Origin of the sequence: Streptomyces sp. CA-250714, assembly GCF_050936705.1 — a bacterium.
GTDB lineage: Bacteria > Actinomycetota > Actinomycetes > Streptomycetales > Streptomycetaceae > Streptomyces.
On the sequence record NZ_JBNJMI010000002.1, the window covers coordinates 2,996,844 to 3,020,626 of the forward strand.

General features: G+C 71.3%; 23 protein-coding genes and 1 pseudogene. 11 read left to right on the top strand and 13 right to left on the bottom strand.

The window, feature by feature from the left end:
- Positions 1–171 precede the first annotated feature (171 nt).
- Entirely contained in the window at positions 172–1,161 is a 990-nt protein-coding gene (locus tag ACQEU8_RS32215) for an RNA polymerase sigma factor SigF (protein WP_433107376.1), read from the top strand.
- A gap of 115 nt (positions 1,162–1,276) precedes the next feature.
- On the opposite strand, the gene ACQEU8_RS32220 is transcribed toward ACQEU8_RS32215, so the two are convergent.
- The 3 genes from ACQEU8_RS32220 to ACQEU8_RS32230 are packed head-to-tail and all read right to left on the bottom strand — an operon-like array spanning position 1,277 to position 3,521.
- A complete protein-coding gene (locus ACQEU8_RS32220) occupies positions 1,277–1,603 on the bottom strand; it encodes an antibiotic biosynthesis monooxygenase family protein (RefSeq protein WP_433107378.1) in 327 nt (108 codons plus the stop codon).
- Entirely contained in the window at positions 1,600–2,043 is a 444-nt protein-coding gene (locus ACQEU8_RS32225; RefSeq protein ID WP_433107380.1) for a MarR family winged helix-turn-helix transcriptional regulator, read from the bottom strand. Before ACQEU8_RS32225 ends, ACQEU8_RS32220 begins: the two co-directional genes overlap by 4 nt.
- Complete coding sequence (locus ACQEU8_RS32230; protein ID WP_433107382.1) at positions 2,040–3,521, bottom strand: MFS transporter; 1,482 nt, start codon at positions 3,519–3,521, stop codon at positions 2,040–2,042. The genes ACQEU8_RS32225 and ACQEU8_RS32230 overlap by 4 nt, the downstream gene beginning before the upstream one ends.
- A 258-nt stretch (positions 3,522–3,779) precedes the next feature.
- Here ACQEU8_RS32230 and ACQEU8_RS32235 point away from each other — a divergent pair.
- Positions 3,780–4,121, top strand: a pseudogene (locus tag ACQEU8_RS32235) (helix-turn-helix domain-containing protein); the annotation flags it as partial.
- Between the two features lie 70 nt (positions 4,122–4,191).
- On the opposite strand, the gene hutI reads toward ACQEU8_RS32235, so the two are convergent.
- The 4 genes from hutI to hutU are packed head-to-tail and all read right to left on the bottom strand — an operon-like array spanning position 4,192 to position 9,720.
- Positions 4,192–5,376 (bottom strand): imidazolonepropionase, encoded by a 1,185-nt coding sequence (gene hutI, locus ACQEU8_RS32240; RefSeq protein ID WP_433107384.1) that lies wholly within the window; start codon positions 5,374–5,376, stop codon positions 4,192–4,194.
- 43 nt (positions 5,377–5,419) lie between these two features.
- Positions 5,420–6,835 (bottom strand): formimidoylglutamate deiminase, encoded by a 1,416-nt coding sequence (locus ACQEU8_RS32245; protein ID WP_433107386.1) that lies wholly within the window; start codon positions 6,833–6,835, stop codon positions 5,420–5,422.
- A 12-nt stretch (positions 6,836–6,847) separates the two neighbouring features.
- Entirely contained in the window at positions 6,848–8,050 is a 1,203-nt protein-coding gene (locus ACQEU8_RS32250; protein ID WP_433107387.1) for an allantoate amidohydrolase, read from the bottom strand.
- Complete coding sequence (gene hutU / locus ACQEU8_RS32255; RefSeq protein ID WP_433107388.1) at positions 8,050–9,720, bottom strand: urocanate hydratase; 1,671 nt, start codon at positions 9,718–9,720, stop codon at positions 8,050–8,052. The genes ACQEU8_RS32250 and hutU overlap by 1 nt, the downstream gene beginning before the upstream one ends.
- A gap of 260 nt (positions 9,721–9,980) precedes the next feature.
- Between hutU and ACQEU8_RS32260 the strand changes: the two genes are divergently transcribed.
- On the top strand, positions 9,981–10,694 hold the full coding sequence (locus tag ACQEU8_RS32260) for a type 1 glutamine amidotransferase domain-containing protein (protein WP_433107390.1): 714 nt from the start codon (positions 9,981–9,983) through the stop codon (positions 10,692–10,694).
- A 34-nt stretch (positions 10,695–10,728) separates the two neighbouring features.
- Positions 10,729–11,625, top strand: a complete 897-nt coding sequence (locus ACQEU8_RS32265; protein ID WP_433107392.1) for an aldo/keto reductase — start codon at positions 10,729–10,731, stop codon at positions 11,623–11,625.
- 34 nt (positions 11,626–11,659) lie between these two features.
- Here the strand turns inward: ACQEU8_RS32265 and ACQEU8_RS32270 are convergent, their stop codons facing one another.
- Entirely contained in the window at positions 11,660–12,838 is a 1,179-nt protein-coding gene (locus ACQEU8_RS32270) for a PP2C family protein-serine/threonine phosphatase (RefSeq protein ID WP_433107394.1), read from the bottom strand.
- Between the two features lie 204 nt (positions 12,839–13,042).
- Between ACQEU8_RS32270 and ACQEU8_RS32275 the strand changes: the two genes are divergently transcribed.
- Both ACQEU8_RS32275 and ACQEU8_RS32280 read left to right on the top strand, forming a co-directional pair.
- Positions 13,043–13,429 carry a VOC family protein gene (locus tag ACQEU8_RS32275; protein WP_433107396.1) on the top strand — a complete coding sequence of 129 codons (387 nt, stop codon included), beginning with the start codon at positions 13,043–13,045 and terminating at the stop codon, positions 13,427–13,429.
- Between the two features lie 4 nt (positions 13,430–13,433).
- Complete coding sequence (locus ACQEU8_RS32280) at positions 13,434–14,093, top strand: TIGR03086 family metal-binding protein (protein WP_433107398.1); 660 nt, start codon at positions 13,434–13,436, stop codon at positions 14,091–14,093.
- On the opposite strand, the gene ACQEU8_RS32285 is transcribed toward ACQEU8_RS32280, so the two are convergent.
- Both ACQEU8_RS32285 and ACQEU8_RS32290 read right to left on the bottom strand, forming a co-directional pair.
- Positions 14,081–14,755, bottom strand: a complete 675-nt coding sequence (locus ACQEU8_RS32285) for a GNAT family N-acetyltransferase (protein WP_433107400.1) — start codon at positions 14,753–14,755, stop codon at positions 14,081–14,083. The two genes, ACQEU8_RS32280 and ACQEU8_RS32285, sit on opposite strands and share 13 nt — an antisense overlap.
- Before the next feature lie 109 nt (positions 14,756–14,864).
- Positions 14,865–15,713, bottom strand: coding sequence for a MurR/RpiR family transcriptional regulator (locus ACQEU8_RS32290; protein ID WP_433107402.1), 849 nt, complete (start codon positions 15,711–15,713; stop codon positions 14,865–14,867).
- A 157-nt stretch (positions 15,714–15,870) separates the two neighbouring features.
- On the opposite strand from ACQEU8_RS32290, the gene ACQEU8_RS32295 reads away from it, so the two are divergent.
- Entirely contained in the window at positions 15,871–16,308 is a 438-nt protein-coding gene (locus tag ACQEU8_RS32295; RefSeq protein ID WP_433107404.1) for a hypothetical protein, read from the top strand.
- A 100-nt stretch (positions 16,309–16,408) separates the two neighbouring features.
- Here ACQEU8_RS32295 and ACQEU8_RS32300 read toward each other — a convergent pair whose 3' ends face one another.
- On the bottom strand, positions 16,409–17,797 hold the full coding sequence (locus tag ACQEU8_RS32300) for a cystathionine beta-synthase (RefSeq protein ID WP_433107406.1): 1,389 nt from the start codon (positions 17,795–17,797) through the stop codon (positions 16,409–16,411).
- A gap of 320 nt (positions 17,798–18,117) precedes the next feature.
- Here ACQEU8_RS32300 and ACQEU8_RS32305 point away from each other — a divergent pair, with 320 nt between their 5' ends.
- The 3 genes from ACQEU8_RS32305 (at position 18,118) to ACQEU8_RS32315 (ending at position 22,052) form a co-directional block, all read left to right on the top strand.
- A complete protein-coding gene (locus ACQEU8_RS32305; protein ID WP_433107408.1) occupies positions 18,118–19,158 on the top strand; it encodes an SGNH/GDSL hydrolase family protein in 1,041 nt (346 codons plus the stop codon).
- 355 nt (positions 19,159–19,513) lie between these two features.
- Positions 19,514–20,734: an acetyl-CoA C-acetyltransferase gene (locus tag ACQEU8_RS32310; protein ID WP_433107410.1), complete on the top strand. Its 1,221-nt coding sequence runs from the start codon at positions 19,514–19,516 to the stop codon at positions 20,732–20,734.
- Between the two features lie 286 nt (positions 20,735–21,020).
- A complete protein-coding gene (locus ACQEU8_RS32315; RefSeq protein WP_433107412.1) occupies positions 21,021–22,052 on the top strand; it encodes a hypothetical protein in 1,032 nt (343 codons plus the stop codon).
- On the opposite strand, the gene ACQEU8_RS32320 is transcribed toward ACQEU8_RS32315, so the two are convergent.
- Entirely contained in the window at positions 22,039–22,389 is a 351-nt protein-coding gene (locus ACQEU8_RS32320) for a hypothetical protein (RefSeq protein WP_433107414.1), read from the bottom strand. The two genes, ACQEU8_RS32315 and ACQEU8_RS32320, sit on opposite strands and share 14 nt — an antisense overlap.
- A 114-nt stretch (positions 22,390–22,503) precedes the next feature.
- Between ACQEU8_RS32320 and ACQEU8_RS32325 the strand changes: the two genes are divergently transcribed.
- Positions 22,504–22,731 (top strand): DUF4287 domain-containing protein, encoded by a 228-nt coding sequence (locus ACQEU8_RS32325; protein ID WP_209268114.1) that lies wholly within the window; start codon positions 22,504–22,506, stop codon positions 22,729–22,731.
- Positions 22,732–22,895: 164 nt separating this feature from the next.
- Here ACQEU8_RS32325 and ACQEU8_RS32330 read toward each other — a convergent pair whose 3' ends face one another.
- Positions 22,896–23,771 carry a Bax inhibitor-1/YccA family protein gene (locus ACQEU8_RS32330; protein ID WP_433107416.1) on the bottom strand — a complete coding sequence of 292 codons (876 nt, stop codon included), beginning with the start codon at positions 23,769–23,771 and terminating at the stop codon, positions 22,896–22,898.
- Positions 23,772–23,783: the final 12 nt, after the last annotated feature.

Consider the following 23,783-nt stretch of genomic DNA (forward strand, 5'->3'; position numbering starts at 1 on the left):
CGAACATTGGACAGATTGGCCACATACGGACATATGGAGCTTGCTCTTGCTGTACAGGAGCAGGTAGGTCTAGTAGGGATACCGAACCACGTCGGCTCTGGAGGCGCCGCACCCCGTAGTGCACGTCACGGCTTCGGCAGCCATATGCCGAGAAAACCATGGAGGACAGCCATGTCACCCCGGCTCGACAACGGGATATCCGACCCCGCGTATACGCAGGTCGCGACCGATCCCGCCGTTCCGGAGCAGCACAGCACGGACCGGCTGCCGGATTCCCCGTCCCTGACCCCCGAAACGCTCACCGATCGGACGAGCACCGACCAGATCGCGGAAGCGGTTGAAGCCGACCTCTTCGACCAGCTTCAGCTCCCCGAGATCCCACCCTACGACGAGGTCGGTCCGCTGGACGCGCGGGCCCTGTCCAAGACGCTGTTCGAGCGGCTGGAGAACCTCGAAGAGGGCACCCACGAATACGCGTACGTACGCAACACCCTGGTCGAACTCAACCTCGCCCTGGTGAAGTTCGCGGCCTCCAGATTCCGCTCGCGCAGCGAGCCCATGGAGGACATCGTCCAGGTCGGCACCATCGGCCTCATCAAGGCGATCGACCGCTTCGAGCTGAACCGCGGCGTCGAGTTCCCCACCTTCGCGATGCCGACCATCGTCGGCGAGATCAAGCGCTTCTTCCGCGACACGTCCTGGTCGGTGCGGGTACCCCGGCGCCTCCAGGAGCTCCGGCTCGACCTGGCCAAGGCAGGCGACGAACTCGCCCAGAAGCTGGACCGGGCACCGACCGCCGAGGAGCTGGCCCAGCGGCTCAACATATCCAGCGAGGAAGTCATCGAGGGCATGGCGGCGAGCAACGCCTACACCGCCAGCTCGCTGGACGCGCAGCCCGAGGAGGACGACACCGAGGGCGCGCTGGCCGACCGGATCGGCTACGAGGACCACGGGCTCGAAGGCATCGAGTACGTCGAGTCGTTGAAGCCGCTGATCGCCGAACTGCCCGCGCGGGACCGCAGAATCCTCTCGCTGCGCTTCGTGGCGAACATGACCCAGTCGGAGATCGGTGAGGAGCTCGGCATCTCCCAGATGCACGTCTCCCGGCTGCTCTCCCGCACGCTGGGCAAGCTCCGCAAGGGGCTGATGATCGAGGAGTGACGCGGGGTGCCGCCCGACGGGGTGCGGCCTCTCCGCGTGCCGAGGGCCCGGCCGGACTGTGCACACTGTCCGGCCGGGCCCTCGGCGTTGCTCAGCACTGCGGGCGGAACTCCGCTCAGAACTCCGCGACTATGTCGTACAGCCCGGTGTTCGGGCGCAGCGGTGTGTCCGTGGCCTGCTGCGCCGCCTGGGCGCGGCTCGCGAAGTCCATGGATGCGCTGGCTGCTTCCCACGCCTCCTGGCTCTCCCAGTGAGCGACGTTCACCAGCTGGAAGCGGCCCTCGGGCGAACGGGCCTTGTGCAGCCGGGAGTCGAGGAATCCGGGCTTGGTGCTCATCACCGCGGCGCGCTCGCGCCACTTGGCGGCGACTGCGTCGGCGTCCTCGGGGGCCACCTCGAAGATATTGATGAACGTGACGAACGGCTGGTCGTCCTGCGTCATGAGTTGCCCTCCTGGGCGGTGAGTTTTGTGAGGATGCGGTCCAGGGCCGCCAGGTCCTCGGCGTCGAGCGCGCGCAGGGCCTGGGGCGGGGTGTCGGTGAGACGGATCATCTCGGCCACTGCCGCCGCGCCCTCCGCCGTGACCTGGACCAGCTTCGAGCGGCGGTCGTCGGGATGCGGGGTGCGCGTGGCGAGGCCGCGCTTGACCAGGTGGTCGACGGTGATCGTGGTGTAGGGCGCATCGGCCATCAGCCCCGTCGACAGCTCCTTCAGTGTGAGGGGCCCCTCGGTCGCGATCAGTCGCAGTGCCTTGGCGCGGAAGAAGCTCATGCCGAGCGCATCCATGACCTGCTTGCGTTTGTCGGCGCTCTCCAGGACGTACGTACGCATCGCACGCCAGGCGCGTACGGCCACCTCCGGCTCCGCGTCCTGGGAACTCATCGCGGTGCCACCTCGCTCTGCCGGGGCGCGGCCGGTGCGGCGTGCCCTTCGTCCCCCAGATTCCGCGCGGCCCGCTCCGCAGTGGCACGCGCCCGGCGGCCCGTGGTGAGCGCCCCGAGGACGAGAACGGCGAGGCCGCAGCCCGCGACGATCCACCACGCCATGCGCTGATCGGCCACGAAGCTCCCCGTGGCGCCCCCGCCGGTCACCGTCGCCGAGGCCATCACGGCGCCGATGACGGCCACCCCCAAGGAGGAGCCGACCTGTCTGCTGGTGGAGGCGACGGCGGCGGCAACACCTGCCTGGGCACGGGGCATGCCAGAGACGGCGGTGTTGGTGATCGGCGCGTTGACCAGCCCGAAGCCGATGCCGAAGAGTACGTATCCGGCGAAGAGCACCCACAGCGGCACGTCGGCCGAAGCGGTCCCGGCAAGCAGCACCCCCGCCGCCGTCATTCCCGCCCCCGCCGCCAGCAGCGGCAGCCGGGGGCCGCGGGAGCCCACCAAGCGGCCGGACAACGGCGCGCAGAACAGGGTCATCAGCGCCATCGGCAGCATGCACAGCCCCGCATGCAGTGCGTTCATGCCGCGGATGTCCTGGAGGAACAGCGAGGTCACGAAGAGGAAGCCGCCCAGCGCGGCGAAGGCGCACACCGCCGTCGCCGTCGCGCCCGCGAACGGGACGCTGCGGAAGAAGCGCGGGTCGATGAGGGGTTCGGCGCGGCGCGACTCGTACACCAGCAGTGCCAACAGGGCGACGAGCGCCGCGGTCAGGCAGCCGAGCACCAGCGGCGAGGCGAACCCGCTGTGCGGGCTCTCGATGATTCCGTAGGTGAGGGAGCCCAGCAGGACGATCACCAGCAGCTGACCCACCGGGTCCACCCGGCGGGCTCTGGGCGCGCGGGACTCGGGTACGAACAGCGTCGTCAGCACCAGTGCGGCCAGCCCGACCGGCACGTTCACCCAGAAGATCGCCTGCCAGCCGCTGGCGTCGACCAGCAGTCCGCCGAGGATGGGGCCGGCCGCCATGCTGATGCCGACGACCCCGCCCCATACGCCTATCGCGCGGGCGCGCTCGCGTGGCTCGGTGAAGGTGTTGGTGATGATCGACATCGCGACGGGGTTGAGCATCGAACCGCCCACCGCCTGCACGGCGCGGGCCGCCACCAGCCAGCCGAGTCCCGGCGCCAGGCTGCACAGCAGCGACCCCACGACGAAGAGCGCGAGCCCCCAGCGGAAGACCCGTCGGCGCCCCAGCCGGTCGGCCGTCGAACCGGACAGCATCAGCAGGGCCGCAAGCACCAGGGTGTACGCGTCGATCACCCATTGCAGGCCCGACACCGAAGCGCCCAGGTCGGCACGGATGTCGGGCAACGCCACGTTGAGAGCCGTCGTGTCGAGGCTGACGATCAGCAGCGACATGCAGCAGATCGCCAGGACCAGCAGCCTGCGGCGCGGCGTGAGTTCGGCGTCGGACAAGACTCCCCCCGGATTGCTTGTAAGACCAAAACAATTGTGACTCTACAACCAACCACCGACTACCGCCTCAGGACCATCCCGCCACCGCCTCAACCCCTGGTTGCACGCCGGAGTTGGAACCTGTACGGGATTCGCCGCGGCCTGCGGTTTCCTATCGTCGGGCGGGCTGGAACAGCTTCTGACCGTCCGGGGGAGACATTGGTGCCCTGCCAGAAAGAACGCCCGGTGGCGGCCGGCGTCCGGGACACCGTCGACCACCGCCGCGCCCTGTTCGCCCGGATCCAGAGCTTCATCTGGGAGCACTTGGGCGACCCCGGTCTGTGCCCCGACACCGTCGCCGCGGCGCACCACATCTCGACCCGGACCCTGCACCGGCTCTTTCAGCGCCAGGGCTGCACGGTCAGTTCGTGGATCCGCCGCCAGCGGCTCAATCGGGCCCGGCGCGATCTGGCCGATCCGGAGCTCGGCGGGCTCACCATTCAGGCCATCGCCGCCAGTTGGGGCTTCGCCCGGGCCGCCGACTTCACTCGGGCCTTCCGCGGGGCGTACGGGGTCACCCCGCAATCCTTTCGCGCCGACGCCCTGGTCCGGGCCCCGTGAGGGGGTGCCCCTGCCCGTCGCTTGCGGGCTGCAGGTGGGATGTGGCTGGTCGCGCAGTTCCCCGCGCCCCTTACACGCGTACGCCCTCCCGCCACACCGCCGCGACCAGCGGGACGCCCGGGCGGTAGGAGAGGTGGACGTGTGAAGGGGCGTCCAGCAGTGCGAGGTCGGCGCGGGAGCCGGGGGTCAGCCGGCCGACGTCCGTGCGGCGCAGTGCCTGGGCACCGCCCGCGGTGGCGGACCACAGTGCCTGGTCCGGCGTCATGTTCATCTCCCGTACGGCGATCGCGATGCAGAACGGCATCGAGGAGGTGTACGAGGAGCCCGGGTTGCAGTCGGTGGACAGCGCGACCGTGACGCCCGCCTCCAGCAGTCGGCGGGCGTCCGGGTAGACGGCGCGGGTGGAGAACTCGCAGCCGGGCAGCAAGGTCGCCACTGTCGTGCTGTTCGCCAGCGCGTCGACATCCGCGTCGCTGAGGTGCGTGCAGTGGTCCGCCGATGCCGCGCCCACCTCCACGGCCAGTTGGACACCCGGACCGTGGGTGAGCTGGTTGGCGTGGACGCGGGGGATGAGGCCCTCGGCCTTGCCCGCCAGGAGGATCGCCCGCGACCGGTCCTCGTCGAACGCGCCCTCCTCGCAGAAGACATCCACCCAGCGGACGTACGGGGCACACGCCTTGAGCATCTCGCCGGCGACGAGCGCGGTGTACCCGTCGGGGTCCGCCGCGTACTCGGGCGGAACGATGTGGGCGCCGAGATAGGTGACCTCGTCCACGCCGGACTCGGCCGCCACCCGCAGGGCACGGGCCTCGTGTTCGGGGGAGAGCCCGTAGCCCGACTTCGTCTCGACGGTGGTCGTGCCCTGCGCCCGCATCTCGCGCAGATGCGCTTCCAGGTTTGCCGCCAGCGCCTCGTCGGTGGCCTCGCGGGTCGCCTGCACGGTGGTGCGGATACCGCCCGCCGTGTAGGGGCGGCCGGACATCCGGGCGTTGAACTCCTGGGTGCGGTCGCCCGCGTAGAGCAGGTGTGAGTGGCTGTCGACGAAACCCGGGATCGCGGCCCTGCCGCCCGCGTCGTACGTCTCGTCCGCCGCCGGCGCGCGGTGGCCGGGGCCGACCCAGGCCACCTTGCCGTCCTCGATGACGAGTGCGGCGTTCTCGACGATGCCGAGCGGGCTGCCGTCGCCCTGGGCGGGGTCGTTGGTGACGAGGGCGGCGATGTTGGTGAGGGAGAGGGAGGTGGGGGCTTCGGGCATGGTGGGGTCGGTCCTTGGTCGGGGGAGGGGGCTTCGGTCCGGCTCAGGCGCGTAGGGCGGCAATGGCCTCCGTGAGGGCCTTGGGGACGGAGTCGAGGAGGGTGTGCGAGCCGTCCCGCACCACATGCCGGCCGCCCACCACCGTGTGGCGGACATCGGCGGCCGTGGCCGCGAACACGGCCGTCTCGGCCCCCAGCCGCACCACCGGCCCGGCCGTACGCACGGAATCCAGCGCGACGGTGACGAAGTCGGCCAGCGCCCCCGTCTCCAGGCGGCTCGCCTCTGGCCAGCCCAGCGCGGCGTGCCCGCCCTCGGTGGCGGCCCGCAGCAGCTGTCCGGCAGTCCAGTGGCCCCGGGTGCGGCTGGCGAGGCGCTCGTTCAGCTCCAGAGCGCGGGCCTCCTCGAACAGGTCGATGACGGCGTGGCTGTCGCTGCCCAGCGACAGTCCTGCCCCGGCACGGTCGAGCGCCGGCGCAGGACCGATGCCGTCGGCCAGATCGCGTTCGGTGGTCGGGCACATGCACACGCCTGTTCCGGAGCCGCCCACCGCACGGATGTCGTCCCCCGTCAGATGGGTGGCGTGGACGGCGGTGGTCCGCGGGCCGAGCACGCCGTGCTCGGCGAGCAGCGCGGTCGGCGTCAGACCGTGCACGCTCCGGCACGCCTCGTTCTCCGCGGTCTGCTCGGACAGATGGACGTGCAGCGGCGCGCTCCGCTGGTCGGCCCACTCGGCGACCGTGCGCAACTCCCGTGCGGGTACGGCGCGTACGGAGTGCACGGCGGCGCCGACCCGCGCGTGGTCACCGGCCGGCCGGAACGCGGAGGCGCGTTCGGCCCACGCCTCGGCGGTGCCGTCGCTGAAGCGCAACTGCTGCCGCGTGGGCGGCTCGCCGCGGCCCTTCCGGCCGATGCCGGAGGCGAGGTAGGCGGTGTCGAGCAGGGTGATGCGGATGCCCGCGTCGGCCGCGGCGGCGACCAGCGCGTGCCCCATGGCGTTGGGGTCCTCGTAACGTTCCCCGCCCGGCGCGTGGTGCAGATAGTGGAACTCGCCGACGCAGGTGATCCCGGCCAGCGCCATCTCGGCGTACACCGCGCGGGCCAGCGCGTAGTAGCTGTCCGGGGTGAGCAGCGACGCCGTCTGGTACATGGTGTCGCGCCACGTCCAGAAGGTGCCGGAGCCGACCTGGACGGTGCCGCGCAGCGCCCGGTGGAACGCGTGCGAGTGGGCGTTCGCCAGTCCGGGCAGCGTCAGCCCGCGCAGGGTGACCGCGCCGGGCGGCGGCGCCTGGACGCCGGTACGGACGGCGCCGAGCCGGCCCTGTGCGGTCACCTCCAGTACGACGTGCGGTTCGACGGTGCCGTTGAGCCACGCGTGCTCGCACCAGTAGAGCTTCTCGGCCGGAACGCCACCGGGGTCGGGCCCCGTCGCGTTGGGGTTGGTCCTAGTCCTCGTCGTCACACCGGTTCACCTTCACAGCAGGCCTTCCAGTACGTCGGCGAGCGCGCCGACGCCCGCCGCACAGTCGTCCTCTTCGGCGAACTCGGCGGGCGAGTGCGAGACACCGGTCGGGTTGCGGACATACAGCATCGCCGTAGGCACCGAAGCGGACAAAATACCCGCGTCGTGTCCGGCGCCGGTGGGCAGCACGGGGACGTCCCCACCCAGCAGACCGACCAGTCGGTCGCGCAGCACATGGTCGAACTCCACCAGCGGCGTCCGGGACTCCCGCGCGACCTCGACGTCCACGCCGTCGCGCCCGCCCCGCTCGGCTGCCGCGCGTTCGATCTCGGCGACGACGGCCGCCAGCGTCTCCCCGTCCGGAGCCCGCGCGTCCAGCCAGCCCCTGACCATGGACGGCACGGCGTTCACCCCGTTCGGCTCCACCGCCACCTTGCCGAAGGTGGCCAGCGCCCCCGCCAGCCGCGCCTTCTTACGGGCCGCGAGCACGGTGTTGGCGTAGGTGAGCATCGGGTCCCTGCGGTCCTCCAGCCGGGTGGTGCCCGCGTGGTTGGCCTCGCCCCGGAAGTCGAACCGCCAGCGCCCGTGCGGCCAGATCGCGGAGGCGACGGCGACCGGGTGCGGCGTCCCGGACAGCGCGCGGCCCTGCTCGATGTGCAGTTCGACGAAGGCGCCGATGCGGGCGAGTCGCTCGGGGTCGGGCCCGAGGGCCTCGGGACTGTGCCCCGCCGCCTCCATGGCCTGCGGGAGCGTCACCCCGTCGGCGTCCCGCAGCGCGTGGGCGCCCTCGGGGGTGAGCGCGCCGGTCAGCAGGCGGGAGCCCACACAGGACAGCCCGAAGCGGGCGCCCTCCTCGTCGGCGAAGTTGACGATGGCGAGGGGGCGGGTGAACGGCACGTTCCGGGAGCGGAGTTCATCCAGCGCGGCGAACGCGGAGATGACGCCGAGAGGGCCGTCGAAGGCGCCGCCGTCGGGTACGGAGTCCAGGTGGGAGCCGGTCACCAGCGCGTCCCCGGCGTCCTTGTCGCCGGCCCACGCCCACTGGTTGCCGTTCCCGTCGACCTCGTACGCCAGCCCTCTGGCCGCCGCCTGCTCCCGGAACCACGCCCGGCACTCCATATCGGGCCCCGACCAGGCGAACCGGCGGTAGCCCCCGCCGCTCGCCCGGCCGAGAGGGAGCAGCTCCTTCCACATGGCGTGGAAAGACCGCACCATCAGGCTTCTCCCTCCCGCATCGGAATGCGGACTCCGCGTTCGGCGGCGACCGTCTCCGCCTCGGGGTACCCCGCGTCGACGTGGCGGATCACTCCTGTGCCGGGGTCGTTGGTGAGCACGCGTTGCAGCTTCTCCCCCGCGAGGGCGGTGCCGTCGGCGGCGGTTACCTGCCCGGCGTGGAGGGAGCGGCCCATGCCGACCCCTCCCCCGTGGTGGAGGGAGACCCAGGAGGCGCCGGAGGCGACGTTGAGCATGGCATTCAGCATGGGCCAGTCGGCGATGGCGTCGGAGCCGTCCCGCATGGCCTCGGTCTCCCGGTAGGGCGAGGCGACGGACCCGCAGTCGAGGTGGTCGCGGCCCAGTACGAGCGGGGCCTTGAGCTCGCCCGCCGCCACCATGTCGTTGAACCGTTCGCCGGCCGCGGCCCGCTCCCCGTATCCGAGCCAGCAGATCCGCGCGGGCAGCCCCTGGTAGTGCACGCGCTCACCGGCGAGCTTCAGCCAGCGGGCCAGCGACGCGTTCTCGGGGAACAGGTCGAGCAGCGCCCGGTCCGTCGCGGCGATGTCGGCGGGGTCGCCGGACAGCGCCGCCCAGCGGAAGGGGCCCTTGCCCTCGCAGAAGAGGGGGCGGATATAGGCGGGGACGAAGCCGGGGAAGTCGAACGCGCGCGCGTAACCGGCGAGCTGCGCCTCGCCGCGGATGGAGTTGCCGTAGTCGAAGACCTCGGCACCGGCGTCCTGGAAGCCGACCATCGCCTCGACGTGCGCGGCCATCGACTCGCGTGCGCGCCGGGTGAAGTCGGCGGGCTTCTCGGCCGCGTACGTGGCCATGTCCGCGAAGTCCACACCGACGGGCAGATAGGCCAGCGGGTCGTGGGCGGAGGTCTGGTCGGTGACGATGTCGATGGGCGCGCCCTCGGCGAGCAGCCGGGGCAGCACCTCGGCGGCGTTGCCGAGCAGCCCGATGGACAGCGGGCGGCGCGCGTCCCTGGCCTCGACGGCCAGCCGCAGCGCTTCGGCGGTGTTCCCGGCGCGCACGTCGAGGTAGCCGTGCTCGATACGGCGATCGATACGGGAGGGGTCGCATTCGACGACGATCGCGACGCCGTCGTTCATGGTGACGGCGAGCGGCTGGGCGCCGCCCATCCCGCCGAGCCCCGCGGTCAGGGTGATGGTCCCGGCCAGCGAGCCGCCGAAGCGTTTGGCTGCGACCGCCGCGAACGTCTCGTAGGTGCCCTGGAGGATGCCCTGGGTGCCGATGTAGATCCACGAACCGGCGGTCATCTGGCCGTACATGGTCAGGCCGAGCTGCTCAAGGCGCCGGAACTCCTCCCAGTTGGCCCAGTCGCCGACCAGGTTGGAGTTGGCGATCAGCACACGCGGGGCCCACTCGTGGGTGGTCATCACTCCGACGGGACGGCCGGACTGTACGAGCATCGTCTCGTCGCCGCGCAGCGTGCGCAGGGTGCGGACCATCGCGTCGAACGACGCCCAGTCACGGGCTGCCTTTCCGGTGCCGCCGTAGACGACGAGCTTGTCGGGGTGCTCGGCGACCTCCGGGTCGAGGTTGTTCTGGAGCATCCGCAGCGCGGCCTCCTGCTGCCATCCGAGCGCGCTCAGCTCGCTGCCGCGCGGCGCCCTGACCGGGCGCGGTCCTGCGGTGCTGGTCATGTTGGCTCTGCCTCCTCGACTCGCGTCGTACGCGCACACCGGTGGTGCTGTCGCGGCGTACGCGCCCGCCTGTCGTCGCATACGAATCTATTCACCAACCATACGCACTGAATAGTTCTAGTCAACGGGGTCTTTCGGCCTCCACGGGGCTGCGGCGGCCAGGGGATGCGGTGGGCTCGCCCGGTGACGTCAGCCACCGTGGGCGCCCGGCGCGGCCTACCGTCGTCGGGTAGCCCTCCCCGCAGCCCCCGGAGAACGACATGTCGCAGATCCTTTTCGTGCTGACCGGCGCCCGCCACTGGACACTCGCCGACGGCACCCAGCACCCGACCGGCTTCTGGGCCGATGAGGCGGTCACCCCCTACGAGGCGTTCAAGGCGGCCGGCCACCAGGTCGTCGTCGCCACCCCCGGCGGGGTCCTCCCCAGCGTCGACCAGGCCAGCCTGTCCGCCGACGCGAACGGTGGACAGGACAACGCCGACCGGGTGGCCGAGGGGCTGGAGTCCTTCACGGAGCTGGGCCAGCCGCTGAGCATCGAGGACGTCCGGATCGACAGCGGCGGCGGCCCGGCCGGCTTCGACGCCGTCTTCTACCCCGGCGGACACGGCCCCATGGAGGACCTCGCCACCGACTCCGACTCCGGCACGCTCCTGGTGCGGACACTGGCCTCCGGCAGGCCGCTCGGCGTCGTCTGCCACGGCCCGGCGGCACTGCTGGCCGCCCACACCCAGGAGGGCGCCAGCGCGGTGTACGGGTACCGGCTGACCGGTTTCACCAACGCCGAGGAGCACCAGACGGGGCTGGCCAACAAGGCCAAATGGCTGCTCCAGGACCGGCTCGTCGAGGCCGGGGCGCACTTCGACGCGGGCGAACCCTGGGCCCCGCACCTGATCGTGGACCGTAATCTGGTCACCGGTCAGAACCCGGCGTCAGCGGGGCCGGTGGCCGCCGAGGTCATCAAGATGCTCGGCTGAACCCGACAGGCGTCACCGACGAAGGGAACGACTCGTGTCCGACTCCTCAGCAGCCGCAGCAGCGCACGCCGGCCGGCCCGTCGCCGCCGCCGGGACCTTCGCGCTCGGCGGGGAGCTCCCCGTACGCCGGCTCGGATACGGCGCCATGCAGCTGACCGGCCCCGGCGTCTGGGGCGAGCCCCGGGACCCCGACCAGGCCGTACGGGTACTGCGGCGCGCCGTCGAGCTGGGCGTGAACTTCATCGACACGGCCGACTCCTACGGCCCGTTCGTCAGCGAGCGCCTCATCCGGGAGGCCCTGCACCCGTACCCGGACGATCTGGTCATCGCCACCAAGGGCGGACTGACCCGGCCGGGCCCCGACGACTGGCGCCCGGTGGGCCGGCCCGAATATCTGCGCCAGCAGTGCGAACTGAGCCTGCGCCACCTGGGTCTGGAGCGTATCGACCTCTATCAGCTGCACCGTATCGACGAGAAGGTGCCGGTCGCCGACCAGCTGGGCGAGCTGTCGCTGCTCCAGCAGGAGGGCAAGATCCGGTTCATCGGGCTGTCCGAGGTGTCGGTGGCACAGCTGGAGGAGGCCAGAAAGCTGACGGACGTCGTCTCCGTGCAGAACCTCTACAACCTCGCCGACCGCAGCGCGGAGCCCGTGCTGGAGTACGCGGAGCAGGAGAACGTCGCCTTCATCCCCTGGTTCCCCATCGCCACCGGCGAACTGGCCCGCCCCGGCGGCCCCCTGGAAACCGCCGCCCAACAACACGGCGCCACCCCCTCCCAACTCGCCCTTGCCTGGCTTCTCCGCCGCTCCCCAGTACTCCTCCCCATCCCCGGCACCTCCCGCCTGGCCCACCTCGAGGAAAACACCCAAGCAGCCCGAATCGAACTGACCGACGCGGAGTTCGAGGGCCTGGCCGCCGCCGTCAGGGTCTGACCCCTCCCCGCCCCTTCCCTGTGTGCGAGAGGGCTCACCCCTCCGCGGAGCCCTCTCGCCCGCGCCAGTCCACACACATCACCAACGCATCATCCTGAAGCGGCGCCTCCCCCCGATACGCCGCAAGCTCCCGCAGAACCTCAACCGGCACCTGCCCGGCAGGCAGCATCCGGTACCCCGGCAACGAGCGGGCCAGCACCCGCTCGCCGTACGTCTCGCCGCCCCTCCCCGCCGCACCGTGCACCCCGTCGCTGACAATCAGTAGCCGATCCCCGGGCCGCACCGTGAAGTGCTCCTCCGCGTAGACGGTGTCCTCGAACATGCCCAGCGGCAGCTGACGGTCGAAGGGGAGCTCCTCCACCCCGCGTCCGCGCAGCCGCCACACCTTCGGCGAGCCCGCGTCCACGGCCTCCACCCGTCCGGTGGCCAGCTCGAACCGCAGCAGCAGCACTGACACATACGCGGAGCCCTGGTACTGCGCGTAGACCGCCTGGTCCGCCAGCGTCGCCTGGCCCGCGAGATCCAGCCCGGCGCGGCGCGCGTTGCGCAGCGCATTGGTGGCGAGGCTGGTCAGCAGCGCGGCCTCTATGCCCTCGCCCATGCCGTTGGTGACGGCGAGGGTCAGAAAGCGCTCGGAGGCCTCCCAGTCGAAGCTGTCGCCGAAGATCGCGTAAGCGGGCTCCAGATGGGCACCGACCTCGAACTCCTCGCGGACACAGGAGCGTCCGGGAAGCAGCTGCCACTGCATCTCCGCCGCCAGCGTCAGCCGTGCGGCGCGGCGGGCCAGCACGAACAGATCCGTGTCGCGCTCGGCGACGAGGATCTCGTGGCCGAGCGCCTCGCACAGCTGCCGCAGCACCGGCAGCAGACCGTTCGGGTCGGCGGCGGAGGGCAGGCCGACCGAGAGCGTGCCCAGCCGGTCACCACGGATGGTGATCGGCAGATGGACGACGATTCCGCCACCGGGCTGCTGGGTCACAAAAGGTTCCTGGGAGCCGAAGGCGCGCCCCTGCGGACTGTCGTGCACCGGCACCGGCTCGGCCTTGGCGGCATGGCCGTCGACCAGTTGCAGCGACTTCACCCCGTAGTCGACCATCCGGAGCTCGACGAGGTCGGCGCCGTACTGCTCCCGCAGCTCCGCGATGACGATCCGGGCGAGGGCGTGCGGCGGCGCGTTGCGCAGCGCCTGCTGGACGGCGGCGAATCTGTCCACGAGCGGTCCTGGTTCTGTGCGGGGCTGACGATGACCCCGCGGGCAGGGATCGCACTGGCTCAGCCGTGCCGGAGTAGTCCCGCGAACGACCGTATCGCAGCCGGACGGCGGCGCCCCGCGATGAGTTTTCCGGCCGGGCCCGGTCCATCCCTCGAGAGCCGGAGCAGCGTGCCCGGCGTCCGACAGATGTAGGAGGCGGACATCATGACCGAAGCGACAGGCCCCAAGCTGGGCGGCATCGTGCTGGGCAGTACGGACCCGAAGAGGCTGTGGGAGTGGTACCGCACCGCGTTCGCCCCGGACGCGGAGGAGGAGGGCCCGATGCTCGGCCTGGAGCTGAGCGGTACGTACCTCATCTTCGAGAGCAGGGACGACGTGGGCCGCAGGTCCGTCGAGCCGGGCCGGATCCTGGTGAACTTCGAGGTGAAGGACATCCACGACATGGCCGAGCGGCTGACCGAGCAGCTCGATCCGCGCTGGGTGCGCCCGGTCGAGGCCGTGGACGAGAACGTCCTGTTGGGCACCGTGGAGGACCCGGACGGCAACTATGTCCAGCTCTTCGAGGCGACCGACGACAAGTCCTCCTCCTAGCGGCATGTTCCGCGAGGAGGGGCAAGGAGGCACGCGGGACGGCGGTGGTACGCGCGACAGCACCGCGCACGCCGCGGAGCTGCTGAGGCACGCGGTCGGTTACGCACTGGGCACCGCCCAGTGCGTAACCCCGGCACTGCTGCATCTGCCCACTCCGTGCACGGAGTGGGACCTGGGCGGTCTGATGGCGCACGTGGACGACTCCCTGGCGGCGCTGCACGAGGGCATCGCGGAGGGCTCTGTCGCGCTGTATCCGGAACGTGCGCCGGAGTGCGCGGACGGCACCGGGCAGGCGGCGGACGCGGACCCCGCGGCGGCCTTCCGGCTGCGCGCCGCACGGTTGTTGGGGGCGTGGACCGCCGCCGGTCCGGGCCGCCGCCTGATCGTGGTGGCCGACGCGCCGCTGACGGCGACGGCCCTGGCGCTGACGGGTGCGGTCGAGATGGCGGTGCACGGGTGGGACATCGCGCGGGCCACCGGCGGCGCCGACCGTGCCATCCCGGCGCCGCTGGCGGCTCGGCTGCTGCCCGTGGCCAGGCAACTGGTGCCGCACGAGGGTGCCCGGCATCCGCTGTTCGCACCGGAGGTCCCCATCGCGCCGGGCGCTCCGCCAGGTGACCGGCTGCTGGCCTTACTCGGCCGCGATCCGGCCTATGGCTGGTAGACGCACTCCGTCAGGATGCTGTGCGCTTTCCAGCCCAGCGTCTCGTACAGCGCCCGCCCCTGCGGGGTGGCACCCAGGAGGCCGAGGGTCGCGCCCGCGTCCACCGCGCTGTCGGCCAGGGTGCGCATCACCAGGCTGCCCAGGCCGCGGCGGCGGTGCGCCTCTTCGGTGAGGATGCGGTCCATGACGGCGTTGTCGCCCAGCACGGACGCCTGTCCTGAGGCCGCGGGCTCGTCTGTCGCGGCGTCGTGGACGGACACATAGGTGACACGGTCGCGTGTCTCGACCATCCGCGTATAGCCGTCAGGCGGTACCGGTGCGGTCGCCTGCAGATCGACGGTCATCAGGTGGCCGGTCTCCGAGTGGTCCACCTCCCAGCCGTGCGGCAGCCAGGCCGCGACCCGGTCCGGCTCGGCGAACACCATCAGCCAGGTCCGGGGCACGGTCACCGCGGCGGCGGCCTCGCGCACCGTCGCCTCGTCCGCGCGCAGCAGCACATGCCGCCCCACCAGACGTTCGTTCCCGATGTCCATATAGACCCCCCACGGCTGCTCCACCGGTGCGGGTGTACCTCGGGAGGCGGCCCAGCCCGCCACCCAGTTGGTGATGAGTTCCGGGTCCGCGGCACAGTGCGCCAGGCCCGGAGAACGGGAGTCGTCCAATCAGGGCTCTCCTACGGAATGCGTATGGGATGCGTACGCGCCAGGTGGCGTACGGCCGCGCAGAGTACGGCAGAACGCACCCCGGAGCACCCGGATTTCGGCCCGGCGCTCACTCCGCGAAGAGGCCGCGCTCACTCGCCCGCGCGTCGAACTCCTCCAGCCGCGCCTGCGCGTCCGGCAGCCCGTCGCACATCGCCTCCAGCAGCACCCGCCCCAGCAGCATGGGGGCGCAGGCCGTGTCGAAGGCGAGGCCCGTACCGACAGCGGCGGGCAGCAGCAGATCGCCCGGGTGCGCAACGGGCGCGAAGGCGCTGTCGGCGACGGTGACGATCGACAGCCCCGCTTGCCGCGCACTGTCCAGGGCCTCCACCGTCTCCTGCGGATGCCGGGGCAGGGCGAAGCACAGCAGCGCGCCGGCGCCCGCCCGTACGCAGCCGTCGATGCGGTCCGCCAGCATGGAGCCGCCCTCGGTGAGCAGCCGTACGTCGGGGTGAACCTTGGCGGCGAAGTACGCGAAGCCGCTCGCCTGTGCGGCGGCGGCCCGCAGCCCGAGTACGGGCAGCGGACGGGAGGCGGCCAGCAGTGCTCCGGCGCGCTCGACCGGCGCGGGGTCGTCCAGCAGCGCCGACAGGTGCCGCAGATTCTCGATCTCGGCGTGCACGGCCTGCTGGTATTCGTTGAGCCCGCCGGGTCCCTCGCCCTCCCCGGCCGGCTCGGCCTCGGGCGGCTCGCTCTCCCGCAGGTGGCGGCGGAGCGCCGGGTAGCCGTCGAAGCCGAGCGCCACCGCGAACCGCGTCACGGAGGGCTGGCTGACCCCGGCCAGCTCGGCGAGCTCGACGCTGGAGAGGAACGGCGCGTCCCCCGCCCTGCGGACCATGCAGTGCGCGATACGGCGCTGCGTCGGGGTCAGCCGGTGCCCCTCGAAGAGCTTCAGCAACCGCGCGCTCGCGCTGCCCATCCCGCACCTCTCATTCAGCCCGCTCCTCCCTTGCATAAGCCTATGCAGCACCGGCCGCCCCCGGCAAGGCAAGGCCGCTGCAGGCCCCCGGCGGAAGGCTCCAGAAGTGGTGCTAGCACCACTGCCTAGGGGCGACGGCGCCCGTACCGTAACGGATATGAGCGCACCCGACCCTGAGCTGAAGAAGGAACTCGACGCGACCGTGCAGACGCGCCGGGAACTCGGCCCCGAGTACGAGGACGAGCTGCTGGACTCCTTCCTGGAGAAGGTGGAGCAGCGGCTGGACAACGTCGTCGACAAACGGGTGCGCCGCCAGCTGGCGGAGCAGCAGATGGTGGCCGCCCGCGGCGGCAGCACCGGCGTACAGCAACCGCGGCAGCCGCCGTCGCACGGCTTGCCGGACGGGCTCGGCGCCCGGATGGGCCTTGCGGTGACCTCCCTGGTGCTGGCCATCCCCCTCTCGGCGATAGCCGTGGCCAACGCGGGCCTGACCGGCCTGGTCACCTGCTGGGCGGGCATCGTCGCGGTCAACGGCCTCCAGGCCAGCCGCTCCTGGTTCTCCCCTGGCGGAAGCGGCGGACGCGACGCCGGGTAGGGCTTGCGCGTACCCGGCTAGGACAGCCCCGGACCGGCCCGGCCCCGCGCCGCCTCACCGTCAAGGGGACGGGAGGCAGGCGCAGGGCCACAATCAGCGATCAGCGGCCCTCGCTCGCGAGGAAGGCCAGCAGGTCCTGCCGGCTCACCACCCCGCTCGGCTTGCCCTCCGCGAGAACGACCGCCGCGTCAGCGCCCTCCAGCACCGCCATCAGGTCGGCAACGCTCTCTCCCGCGCCCACGTGCGGCAGCGGCGCGCTCATGTGCTTGTCCAACGGGTCGTCGAGGGAGGCCCGCTGGGTGAACAGCGCATCGAGCAGCTCCCGTTCGACGACGGACCCGATCACCTCGGCGGCCATCACATCCGGGTGCCCGGCGCCCCGCTTGACGACGGGCATCTGCGAGACGCCGTACTCGCGCAGCACCTCGATGGCCTCGCCCACCTTCTCCTCCGGGTGCATGTGCACGAGGGAAGGGATCGGGCCCTCCTTGAACCGCAGCACCTCGCCGACCCGGGCCCCGGTGGTGCCGCCCTCCTCCAGGAACCCGTAGTCGTTCATCCATTCGTCGTTGAAGATCTTGCTCAGATAGCCACGCCCGCCGTCCGGCAGCAGTACGACCACCACATCGTCCGGGCCGAGTCGCTTGGCCACCTCCAGCGCGCCGACCACGGCCATCCCGCAGGAGCCGCCGACCAGCAGCCCCTCCTCCTTGGCGAGCCGCCGCGTCATCTGGAAGGAGTCCTTGTCGGACACCGCCACGATCTCGTCGGTGATGTCCCGGTCGTAGGCGTCGGGCCAGAAGTCCTCACCCACGCCCTCGACCAGATACGGCCGGCCCGAACCGCCCGAGTAGACCGAGCCTTCCGGGTCGGCGCCCACGACCCGCACCCGGCCGCCGCTGACCTCTTTCAGATAGCGTCCGGTGCCGCTGATGGTGCCGCCGGTGCCGATGCCCGCCACGAAGTGGGTGATCCGGCCGTCGGTCTGCTCCCACAGCTCGGGGCCCGTCGTTTCGTAGTGCGAGCGGGGGTTGTTGGGGTTGCTGTACTGGTCCGGCTTCCAGGCGCCCGGGGTTTCGCGGACGAGCCTGTCGGAAACGTTGTAGTAAGAGTCGGGATGTTCCGGATCGACGGCCGTTGGGCAGACGACGACCTCGGCTCCGTACGCCCGCAGCACATTGATCTTGTCCATGGAGACCTTGTCGGGGCAGACGAAGAGGCACCGGTACCCCTTCTGCTGCGCCACGATGGCCAGTCCGACGCCGGTGTTGCCCGATGTGGGCTCCACGATCACCCCACCGGGCCGCAGTTCGCCGGACTCCTCTGCCGCCTCGATCATGCGCAGCGCGATCCGGTCCTTCACGGAACCGCCTGGATTGAAGTACTCGACCTTGGCAAGGACGGTGGCCTGAATGCCGTCCGTGACACCGTTGAGCTTGAGCAGCGGGGTGTTTCCGACAAGCTCGATCATCGACTCGTGATACTGCACCGTGGTCTCCGCGCGTAGTCGTGGTCGCAGGGCCGCGGGGTCGCGAGCCCGTCCCGACAGCCTATGGGGCAACACGTGCACACCTCAGGCGCGTTGCAGGGCGGGCCGCACGGGGCAACACAGTCTTGAAGGTTGTGAGCCCCGGCGCACGGACCGACGGTGTGCACCCCGCGCACACCGGACCCGGAACCCGACCGCACAGAACCAGGAACGCACGGCCTCATGAAAAGACCGACGTACCAAGCAGACGCACCAACCAGCAATGAGCCCATGAGCGCGAGAACCGGTGGGACCGAAAACTCGGGAGGCGGAAGAGCACAATGCCGATGTCGAAGGCGTCGAGCGCGAGAGTAGCCCGGCGAATCGCGACCGCGGCCGCCTATGGAGGCGGCGGACTCGGCCTGGTCGGTGGAGCGGCGGTCGGGCTGCTCTTCACCGAGCTCCAACTGGCGAAACGTCATATCGGCGGCTCCGAGGACGAGCCACCCAAGGCCGACGGTCTGTACGGCAGCGCCTTCGGCAGGCTCTACTCCGGACGACCGCTGCGCCTCGCCTTCCTCGGCGACTCAACGGCGGCGGGCCAGGGTGTGCACCGGCCGCGCCAGACCCCCGGCGCGCTGCTGGCCTCGGCGCTGGCCGCCATCGCCGAACGCCCCGTCGAGCTGCGCAACGTGGCCCTATCCGGCGCCATGTCCGACGACCTGGAACGGCAGATCACCCTGCTGCTGAGCGAGCGGGAGCTGGCCGAGGCGCCGGATGTGTGCGTCATCATGGTCGGCGCCAACGACGTCACCCACCGGATGCCCCCGGCACGCTCGGTCCGCTATCTCTCGGACGCGGTGGCACGGCTGCGTACGGCCGGCTGCGAGGTGGTGGTCGGCACCTGCCCCGACCTGGGCAGCGTCGAGCCTGTCGGACAGCCGCTGCGCTGGATCGCGCGGCGGTTGTCGCGTCAGCTGGCGGCGGCGCAGACCATCGCCGTCGTCGAGGAGGGCGGCCGTACGGTCTCGCTGGGCGATCTGCTGGGACCCGAGTTCTCCGCCAACCCGCGCGAGTTGTTCGGGCCCGACAACTACCATCCCTCCGCCGAGGGGTACGCCACTGCCGCGATGGCCATACTGCCCACCCTGTGCGCGGCGCTGGGGCTGTGGCCCACCGAGGACGAGCGGCCGGACGCCCGGCGGCGCGAGGGCATCCTGCCGGTCGCCCGCGCCGCGGCGGAGGCCGCCGCGGAGGGTGGCACCGAGGTCGCCGGGATGCGCGGCCCCTGGGCGCTGCTCAAGCACCGGCGCCGGCGCCGGTTGCCTCCGGCGGAGGAAGCCGCCCCCAAACCACCTGAGGGCGTCACCGAAAACCGCTGACGACGGGGATGCCCCTCTCCCCGCCGCAACGGCGGGGAGGCGAAACGAACCTGATCGGCGGTGCCGAACCCACCCTCACCGGTGGGTTCGGCACCGCCGATCACCTACGTCGTAGCTGAGCTCCCCCAGCCTCCGGCCGGGAGGTGCCCCCAGCTGCGGCGGGGAGGCGGGGCGGCGAAAGTCCGCGGGCCCACCATTGAGCGGGGCCCCATTGGTGGCGGCACTCTCTTGACCGGGACGCGGAAAAAGCAAACGCTTAGAAGAGGCCCGCATCACATCGCCGGAGCCGTGACCCGCACCCTACGGGCGGGTAGCTTCCGCTGCGTAGCCACTCGCCGACCCCTCAGGAGCCCTGATGCCCGAAGCAGTGATCGTCTCCGCCGCCCGCTCCCCCATCGGCCGTGCCTTCAAGGGCTCCCTCAAGGACGTCCGCCCGGACGATCTGACGGCCGAGATCATCAAGGCGGCCCTCGCCAAGGTGCCGGAGCTGGACCCGGCAGACATCGACGACCTGATGCTGGGCTGCGGCCTCCCCGGCGGCGAGCAGGGCCACAACCTCGGCCGGGTGGTGGCCGTCCAGCTGGGCATGGACCACCTGCCCGGCTGCACCATCACGCGCTACTGCTCCTCGTCCCTCCAGACGACCCGGATGGCACTGCACGCGATCAAGGCGGGCGAGGGCGATGTGTTCCTCTCGGCGGGCGTCGAGATGGTCTCCCGTTCGGTGAAGGGGAGCTCCGACGGGATGCCGGACACCCATAACCCGCTCTTCGCCGAGGCCGAGGCCCGCACCGCGGCCCGCGCCGAGCAGGGCGGAGAGGGCTGGACCGACCCGCGCGAGGAGGGGCAGTTCCCGGACGTCTACATCGCCATGGGCCAGACCGCCGAGAACCTGGCCCGTCACAAGGGCATCACGCGCCGTGAGATGGACGAGTTCGGCGTACGGTCCCAGAACCTCGCCGAGAAGGCCATCGCCGACGGCTTCTGGGAGCGCGAGATCACCCCGGTCACCACCCCCGACGGGACCGTGGTCAGCCAGGACGACGGGCCGCGCCCGGGCGTGACACTGGAGGGCGTCGAGGGCCTCAAGCCCGTCTTCCGCCCCGACGGCCTGGTCACAGCGGGTAACTGCTGCCCGCTCAACGACGGTGCTGCCGCGCTCGTCATCATGTCCGACACCAAGGCCCGCGAGCTGGGTCTGACGCCGCTGGCCCGCGTCGTCTCGACCGGCGTCTCCGCGCTCTCCCCCGAGATCATGGGCTACGGCCCCGTCGAGGCGAGCAAGCAGGCGCTGGCCCGGGCGGGCATGTCGATCGGCGACATCGACCTGGTGGAGATCAACGAGGCGTTCGCGGCCCAGGTGATCCCCTCCTACCAGGACCTCGGCATCGACCTGGACAAGCTCAACGTCAACGGCGGCGCCATCGCCGTGGGTCACCCCTTCGGGATGACCGGCGCCCGTATCACCACGACGCTGCTCAATTCGCTCCAGTGGCACGACAAGCAGTTCGGCCTCGAGACCATGTGCGTGGGCGGCGGCCAGGGCATGGCGATGGTGCTCGAGCGGCTGAGCTGACCCACGGGCGTCGCCGCCCGACGGGTATGCGACGACGAGACCGAAGCGCCCCCAGGATGTGATATACACCCTGGGGGCGCGGCATTCCCGCAGGTCACAGCAGTGCACAGGAGCCAGGTTCACGGCTTCCTCTGTCCAGTTCGGCGGGATTTGAACTACGGTCGAAGAACCTTGAACGACCTTCTCGACGGCTCTGTTGTAGGAATACAGCGCTGTTGTAGGAATGCAGGGGCAATGACCGGGGGGACCGCATCAGGGGACCGAACCGGAACCGGGAGTCAAGTCAGTGAGCGCCATATCCCTCATCCTGCTGTGCGCGGCGGCCGCGGCCACCGCGCTGGGCGGTGCGGCACTGCACACGGCGCGCGGCCTGCGCCGCCAGTTGACGGCGCTGCGTGCCCAGCTGGAGACGGCACCGACGGCGGACCCGGCCACCGCGATCCCGCGGGCCCGCGAGGCCGCAGTGGCCGACGAGCAGGGTGCGCAGGGCGAGCAGCCGGCCGCCGCCTTCGCGCAGGAGATCCGCGCCGCCGTAGCCGCCGCGCTGGCCGACGAGCGCGAGCGCGAACTGGCGGAGGCCCGGGCCTTCTGGGCCGCCCAGGAGGCACGCGACGCGGGTCCCGAGACGGGCTCGCTGCTGGCCGGCCACGGCACGGAGTACGAGGTCGCACCGGACGAACTCGGTGACGAGTTCGTGGACGAGCTCGACGCGCTGCTGGACACCGACAGCCGCGGACTGTTCATCCCCCGCCAGCCCGGCCCCGAGGACGGGGACATGGACATCGAGGTGGATGTCGCCCCCTACGCCCGCGCGGACGACGAGCACGGTGCGGGGGACGAGGAGCTCCACGCGGCCTCCGACGCGGCCCGTACCGATGGCGAGGACGGCGCCGCGGAGACGGAGTCGCCTGGGCTGGCCGCGGCCCGGCGCCGCCACCCGTCCCAGCCGGACTACAACCTCAACGGCGAGCCGGTCGCCCCCGGCGCCACGCCGTCTCCCACGGCCCCCACCGTCACCTTCCACGAGCGCACCGTCGAGCGGCTGGCCGAACTCGCCGACGCGGGTACTCCGCTGGCCGACGTACGTCCGGGGCCGCTGGGCACGCTGGACGTCTACGTCTTCGAGGACGGAACGACGGTCTGTCTGTCGCCGGGCCATCGCGCCACGAGCGAGGCGCTGGCGGACGGAATACGCCGCGGCCGGCCCCCGGTGCTGATGGGCGGCTCGGGCATCGCCGGCTCCTACACCCTCACCTTCGGCTTCCCCGACGGCAGGACCGCCTACCTGCTGGCGGACCGGGTCATCACGCCCCTGTAGCACCCCGCGAGGACAGCGGAGAGCTCTCCAGCAGCTGGAGGGCTTCCCGCAGGGCGGGTTCCGCGACGTCCTGAGGGGCCGCCTCCAGGGCCGCAACCACATCGTGACCTGCGACGGCGAGTTGATCACCGACGGCGAAGACACCGGCGTCGGGCAGCACCCGGGACATCTGGCCCTCGGGGAATTCGAGGCGCTGGGCCAGCAGCGCCAACTCCCTCGCGAGCGCGAGCCCTTCCGCGGCGGCTCCCCGCTGCAAGGTGCTCTGCGGGAGGGCCCGCAGCCGGTCGGCGAGCCGTTCCACGGCGTCTGTCAAGGGGCGGGTATCGAGCCAGGGCACACCCCCACCCTATGCGGCCGTACTTCGGCGCGGCGCCTCCGCACTGTTGCCAACACACGAACGCTCAGGCAACGTGTCGGCAAGGACTCATTGCAGAAGCGTCCGGAGGCGCCGATGTCCCAAGTCTTCTCCGAAGAGACCCACCGGAACATGCTGTCCCGCATTCCTCAGTGCACTGGTCGTGAAGTCTCCGAATGGCTCCGCGCAGTCGACGAGGGCCCTTCCCTGCTCCGATTCGAGGAGAAGGTGAGCTGGCTCCGCGGTGAGCACAACCTCGCCTACGGGCACGCCAAAGCAATCATCCATGAGCACGATCTACGGCGCGCCGCGCGCCACCGCTAGGCCCGGCCCAGGGCCGCGGCCCGGCCGGACGATCCGAAGACCCTGAAGACCCCAGGACGCAAAGGACGCGAGCACGCCGAGGGCCCGGGAGGTGGTTCACCTCCCGGGCCCTCGCAGCGCTCTGGGCGTCAGCTGCTGTCAGCGTGGGCTGCCGCGCCCTGCGTTCAGTTGTCGCCCTGCAGGATGGCGATCAGACGCAGGAACTCCAGGTAGATCCACACCAGGGTCAGCGTCAGCCCGAAGGCGGCCAGCCACGACTCCTCCTTGGGGGCGCCGTAGGCGATGCCGTCCTCGACCTGCTTGAAGTCCAGCGCGAGGAACAGCGCGCCGAGCACGACGCCGATGACACCGAAGAGGATGCCGAGAGCGCCACTGCGGAGGCCGAGCCCGTCCCCACCGGCGAAGACGGCGAAGAGCAGGTTGACGGCCATGAGCAGCACGAAGCCGATCGCGGCGGCGATCACGAACCGGTAGAACCGCTGGGTGACGCGGATGACGCGGGTCTTGTAGAGCACCAGGACGGCGGTGAACACCGCCAGCGTGCCCAGCACCGCCTGCATCGCGGCGCCGTCCACGAACTGGTTGACGAAGTTGCTCAACGCACCGAGGAAGAGCCCCTCGAAGGCGGCGTACGCCAGGATGAGTGCGGGCGACGGCTTGCGCTTGAACGCCTGCACGAGCGACAGCACCATCGCCACGAGGCCCGCGCCGATCGCGAGCGGCAGCGAAAGCCCGGTGATCCAGGCGAAGGCTGCGGTGACGATGACGAGGCCGAGGGTCATACCCGTACGGGCGACGACATCGTCGATCGTCATCCGCCCGGCGGACGGCGGTGCGGCCGGCGGCGCGTACGGCTGGCCGGGGGCCTGCGTCTGCTGGGCGGCGTACGGACCTGGCTGCTGTGCGTACGGGTTAGCGGCGTAAGGGTTGGTCGCGTAGGGGTTCCCGGCCTGCGGCGGCTGCTGCTGGGCGTCGAAACCGGCATAGCCGCCTGAGCGGCTGAACCCCCGTCGCGAGAAGACCGGGTTGCTGCTCCTCATCTCACTCCTCCA

Coding starts and splice junctions, on each gene's coding strand:
- ACQEU8_RS32215 (WP_433107376.1), top strand. CDS start 172: ATGTCACCCCGGCTCGACAACGGGATATCCGACCCCGCGTATACGCAG.
- ACQEU8_RS32220 (WP_433107378.1), bottom strand. CDS start 1,603: ATGACGCAGGACGACCAGCCGTTCGTCACGTTCATCAATATCTTCGAG.
- ACQEU8_RS32225 (WP_433107380.1), bottom strand. CDS start 2,043: ATGAGTTCCCAGGACGCGGAGCCGGAGGTGGCCGTACGCGCCTGGCGT.
- hutI (WP_433107384.1), bottom strand. CDS start 5,376: ATGCCCGAAGCCCCCACCTCCCTCTCCCTCACCAACATCGCCGCCCTC.
- ACQEU8_RS32250 (WP_433107387.1), bottom strand. CDS start 8,050: ATGGTGCGGTCTTTCCACGCCATGTGGAAGGAGCTGCTCCCTCTCGGC.
- hutU (WP_433107388.1), bottom strand. CDS start 9,720: ATGACCAGCACCGCAGGACCGCGCCCGGTCAGGGCGCCGCGCGGCAGC.
- ACQEU8_RS32260 (WP_433107390.1), top strand. CDS start 9,981: ATGTCGCAGATCCTTTTCGTGCTGACCGGCGCCCGCCACTGGACACTC.
- ACQEU8_RS32275 (WP_433107396.1), top strand. CDS start 13,043: ATGACCGAAGCGACAGGCCCCAAGCTGGGCGGCATCGTGCTGGGCAGT.
- ACQEU8_RS32280 (WP_433107398.1), top strand. CDS start 13,434: ATGTTCCGCGAGGAGGGGCAAGGAGGCACGCGGGACGGCGGTGGTACG.
- ACQEU8_RS32290 (WP_433107402.1), bottom strand. CDS start 15,713: ATGGGCAGCGCGAGCGCGCGGTTGCTGAAGCTCTTCGAGGGGCACCGG.
- ACQEU8_RS32295 (WP_433107404.1), top strand. CDS start 15,871: ATGAGCGCACCCGACCCTGAGCTGAAGAAGGAACTCGACGCGACCGTG.
- ACQEU8_RS32305 (WP_433107408.1), top strand. CDS start 18,118: ATGCCGATGTCGAAGGCGTCGAGCGCGAGAGTAGCCCGGCGAATCGCG.
- ACQEU8_RS32310 (WP_433107410.1), top strand. CDS start 19,514: ATGCCCGAAGCAGTGATCGTCTCCGCCGCCCGCTCCCCCATCGGCCGT.
- ACQEU8_RS32325 (WP_209268114.1), top strand. CDS start 22,504: ATGTCCCAAGTCTTCTCCGAAGAGACCCACCGGAACATGCTGTCCCGC.
- ACQEU8_RS32330 (WP_433107416.1), bottom strand. CDS start 23,771: ATGAGGAGCAGCAACCCGGTCTTCTCGCGACGGGGGTTCAGCCGCTCA.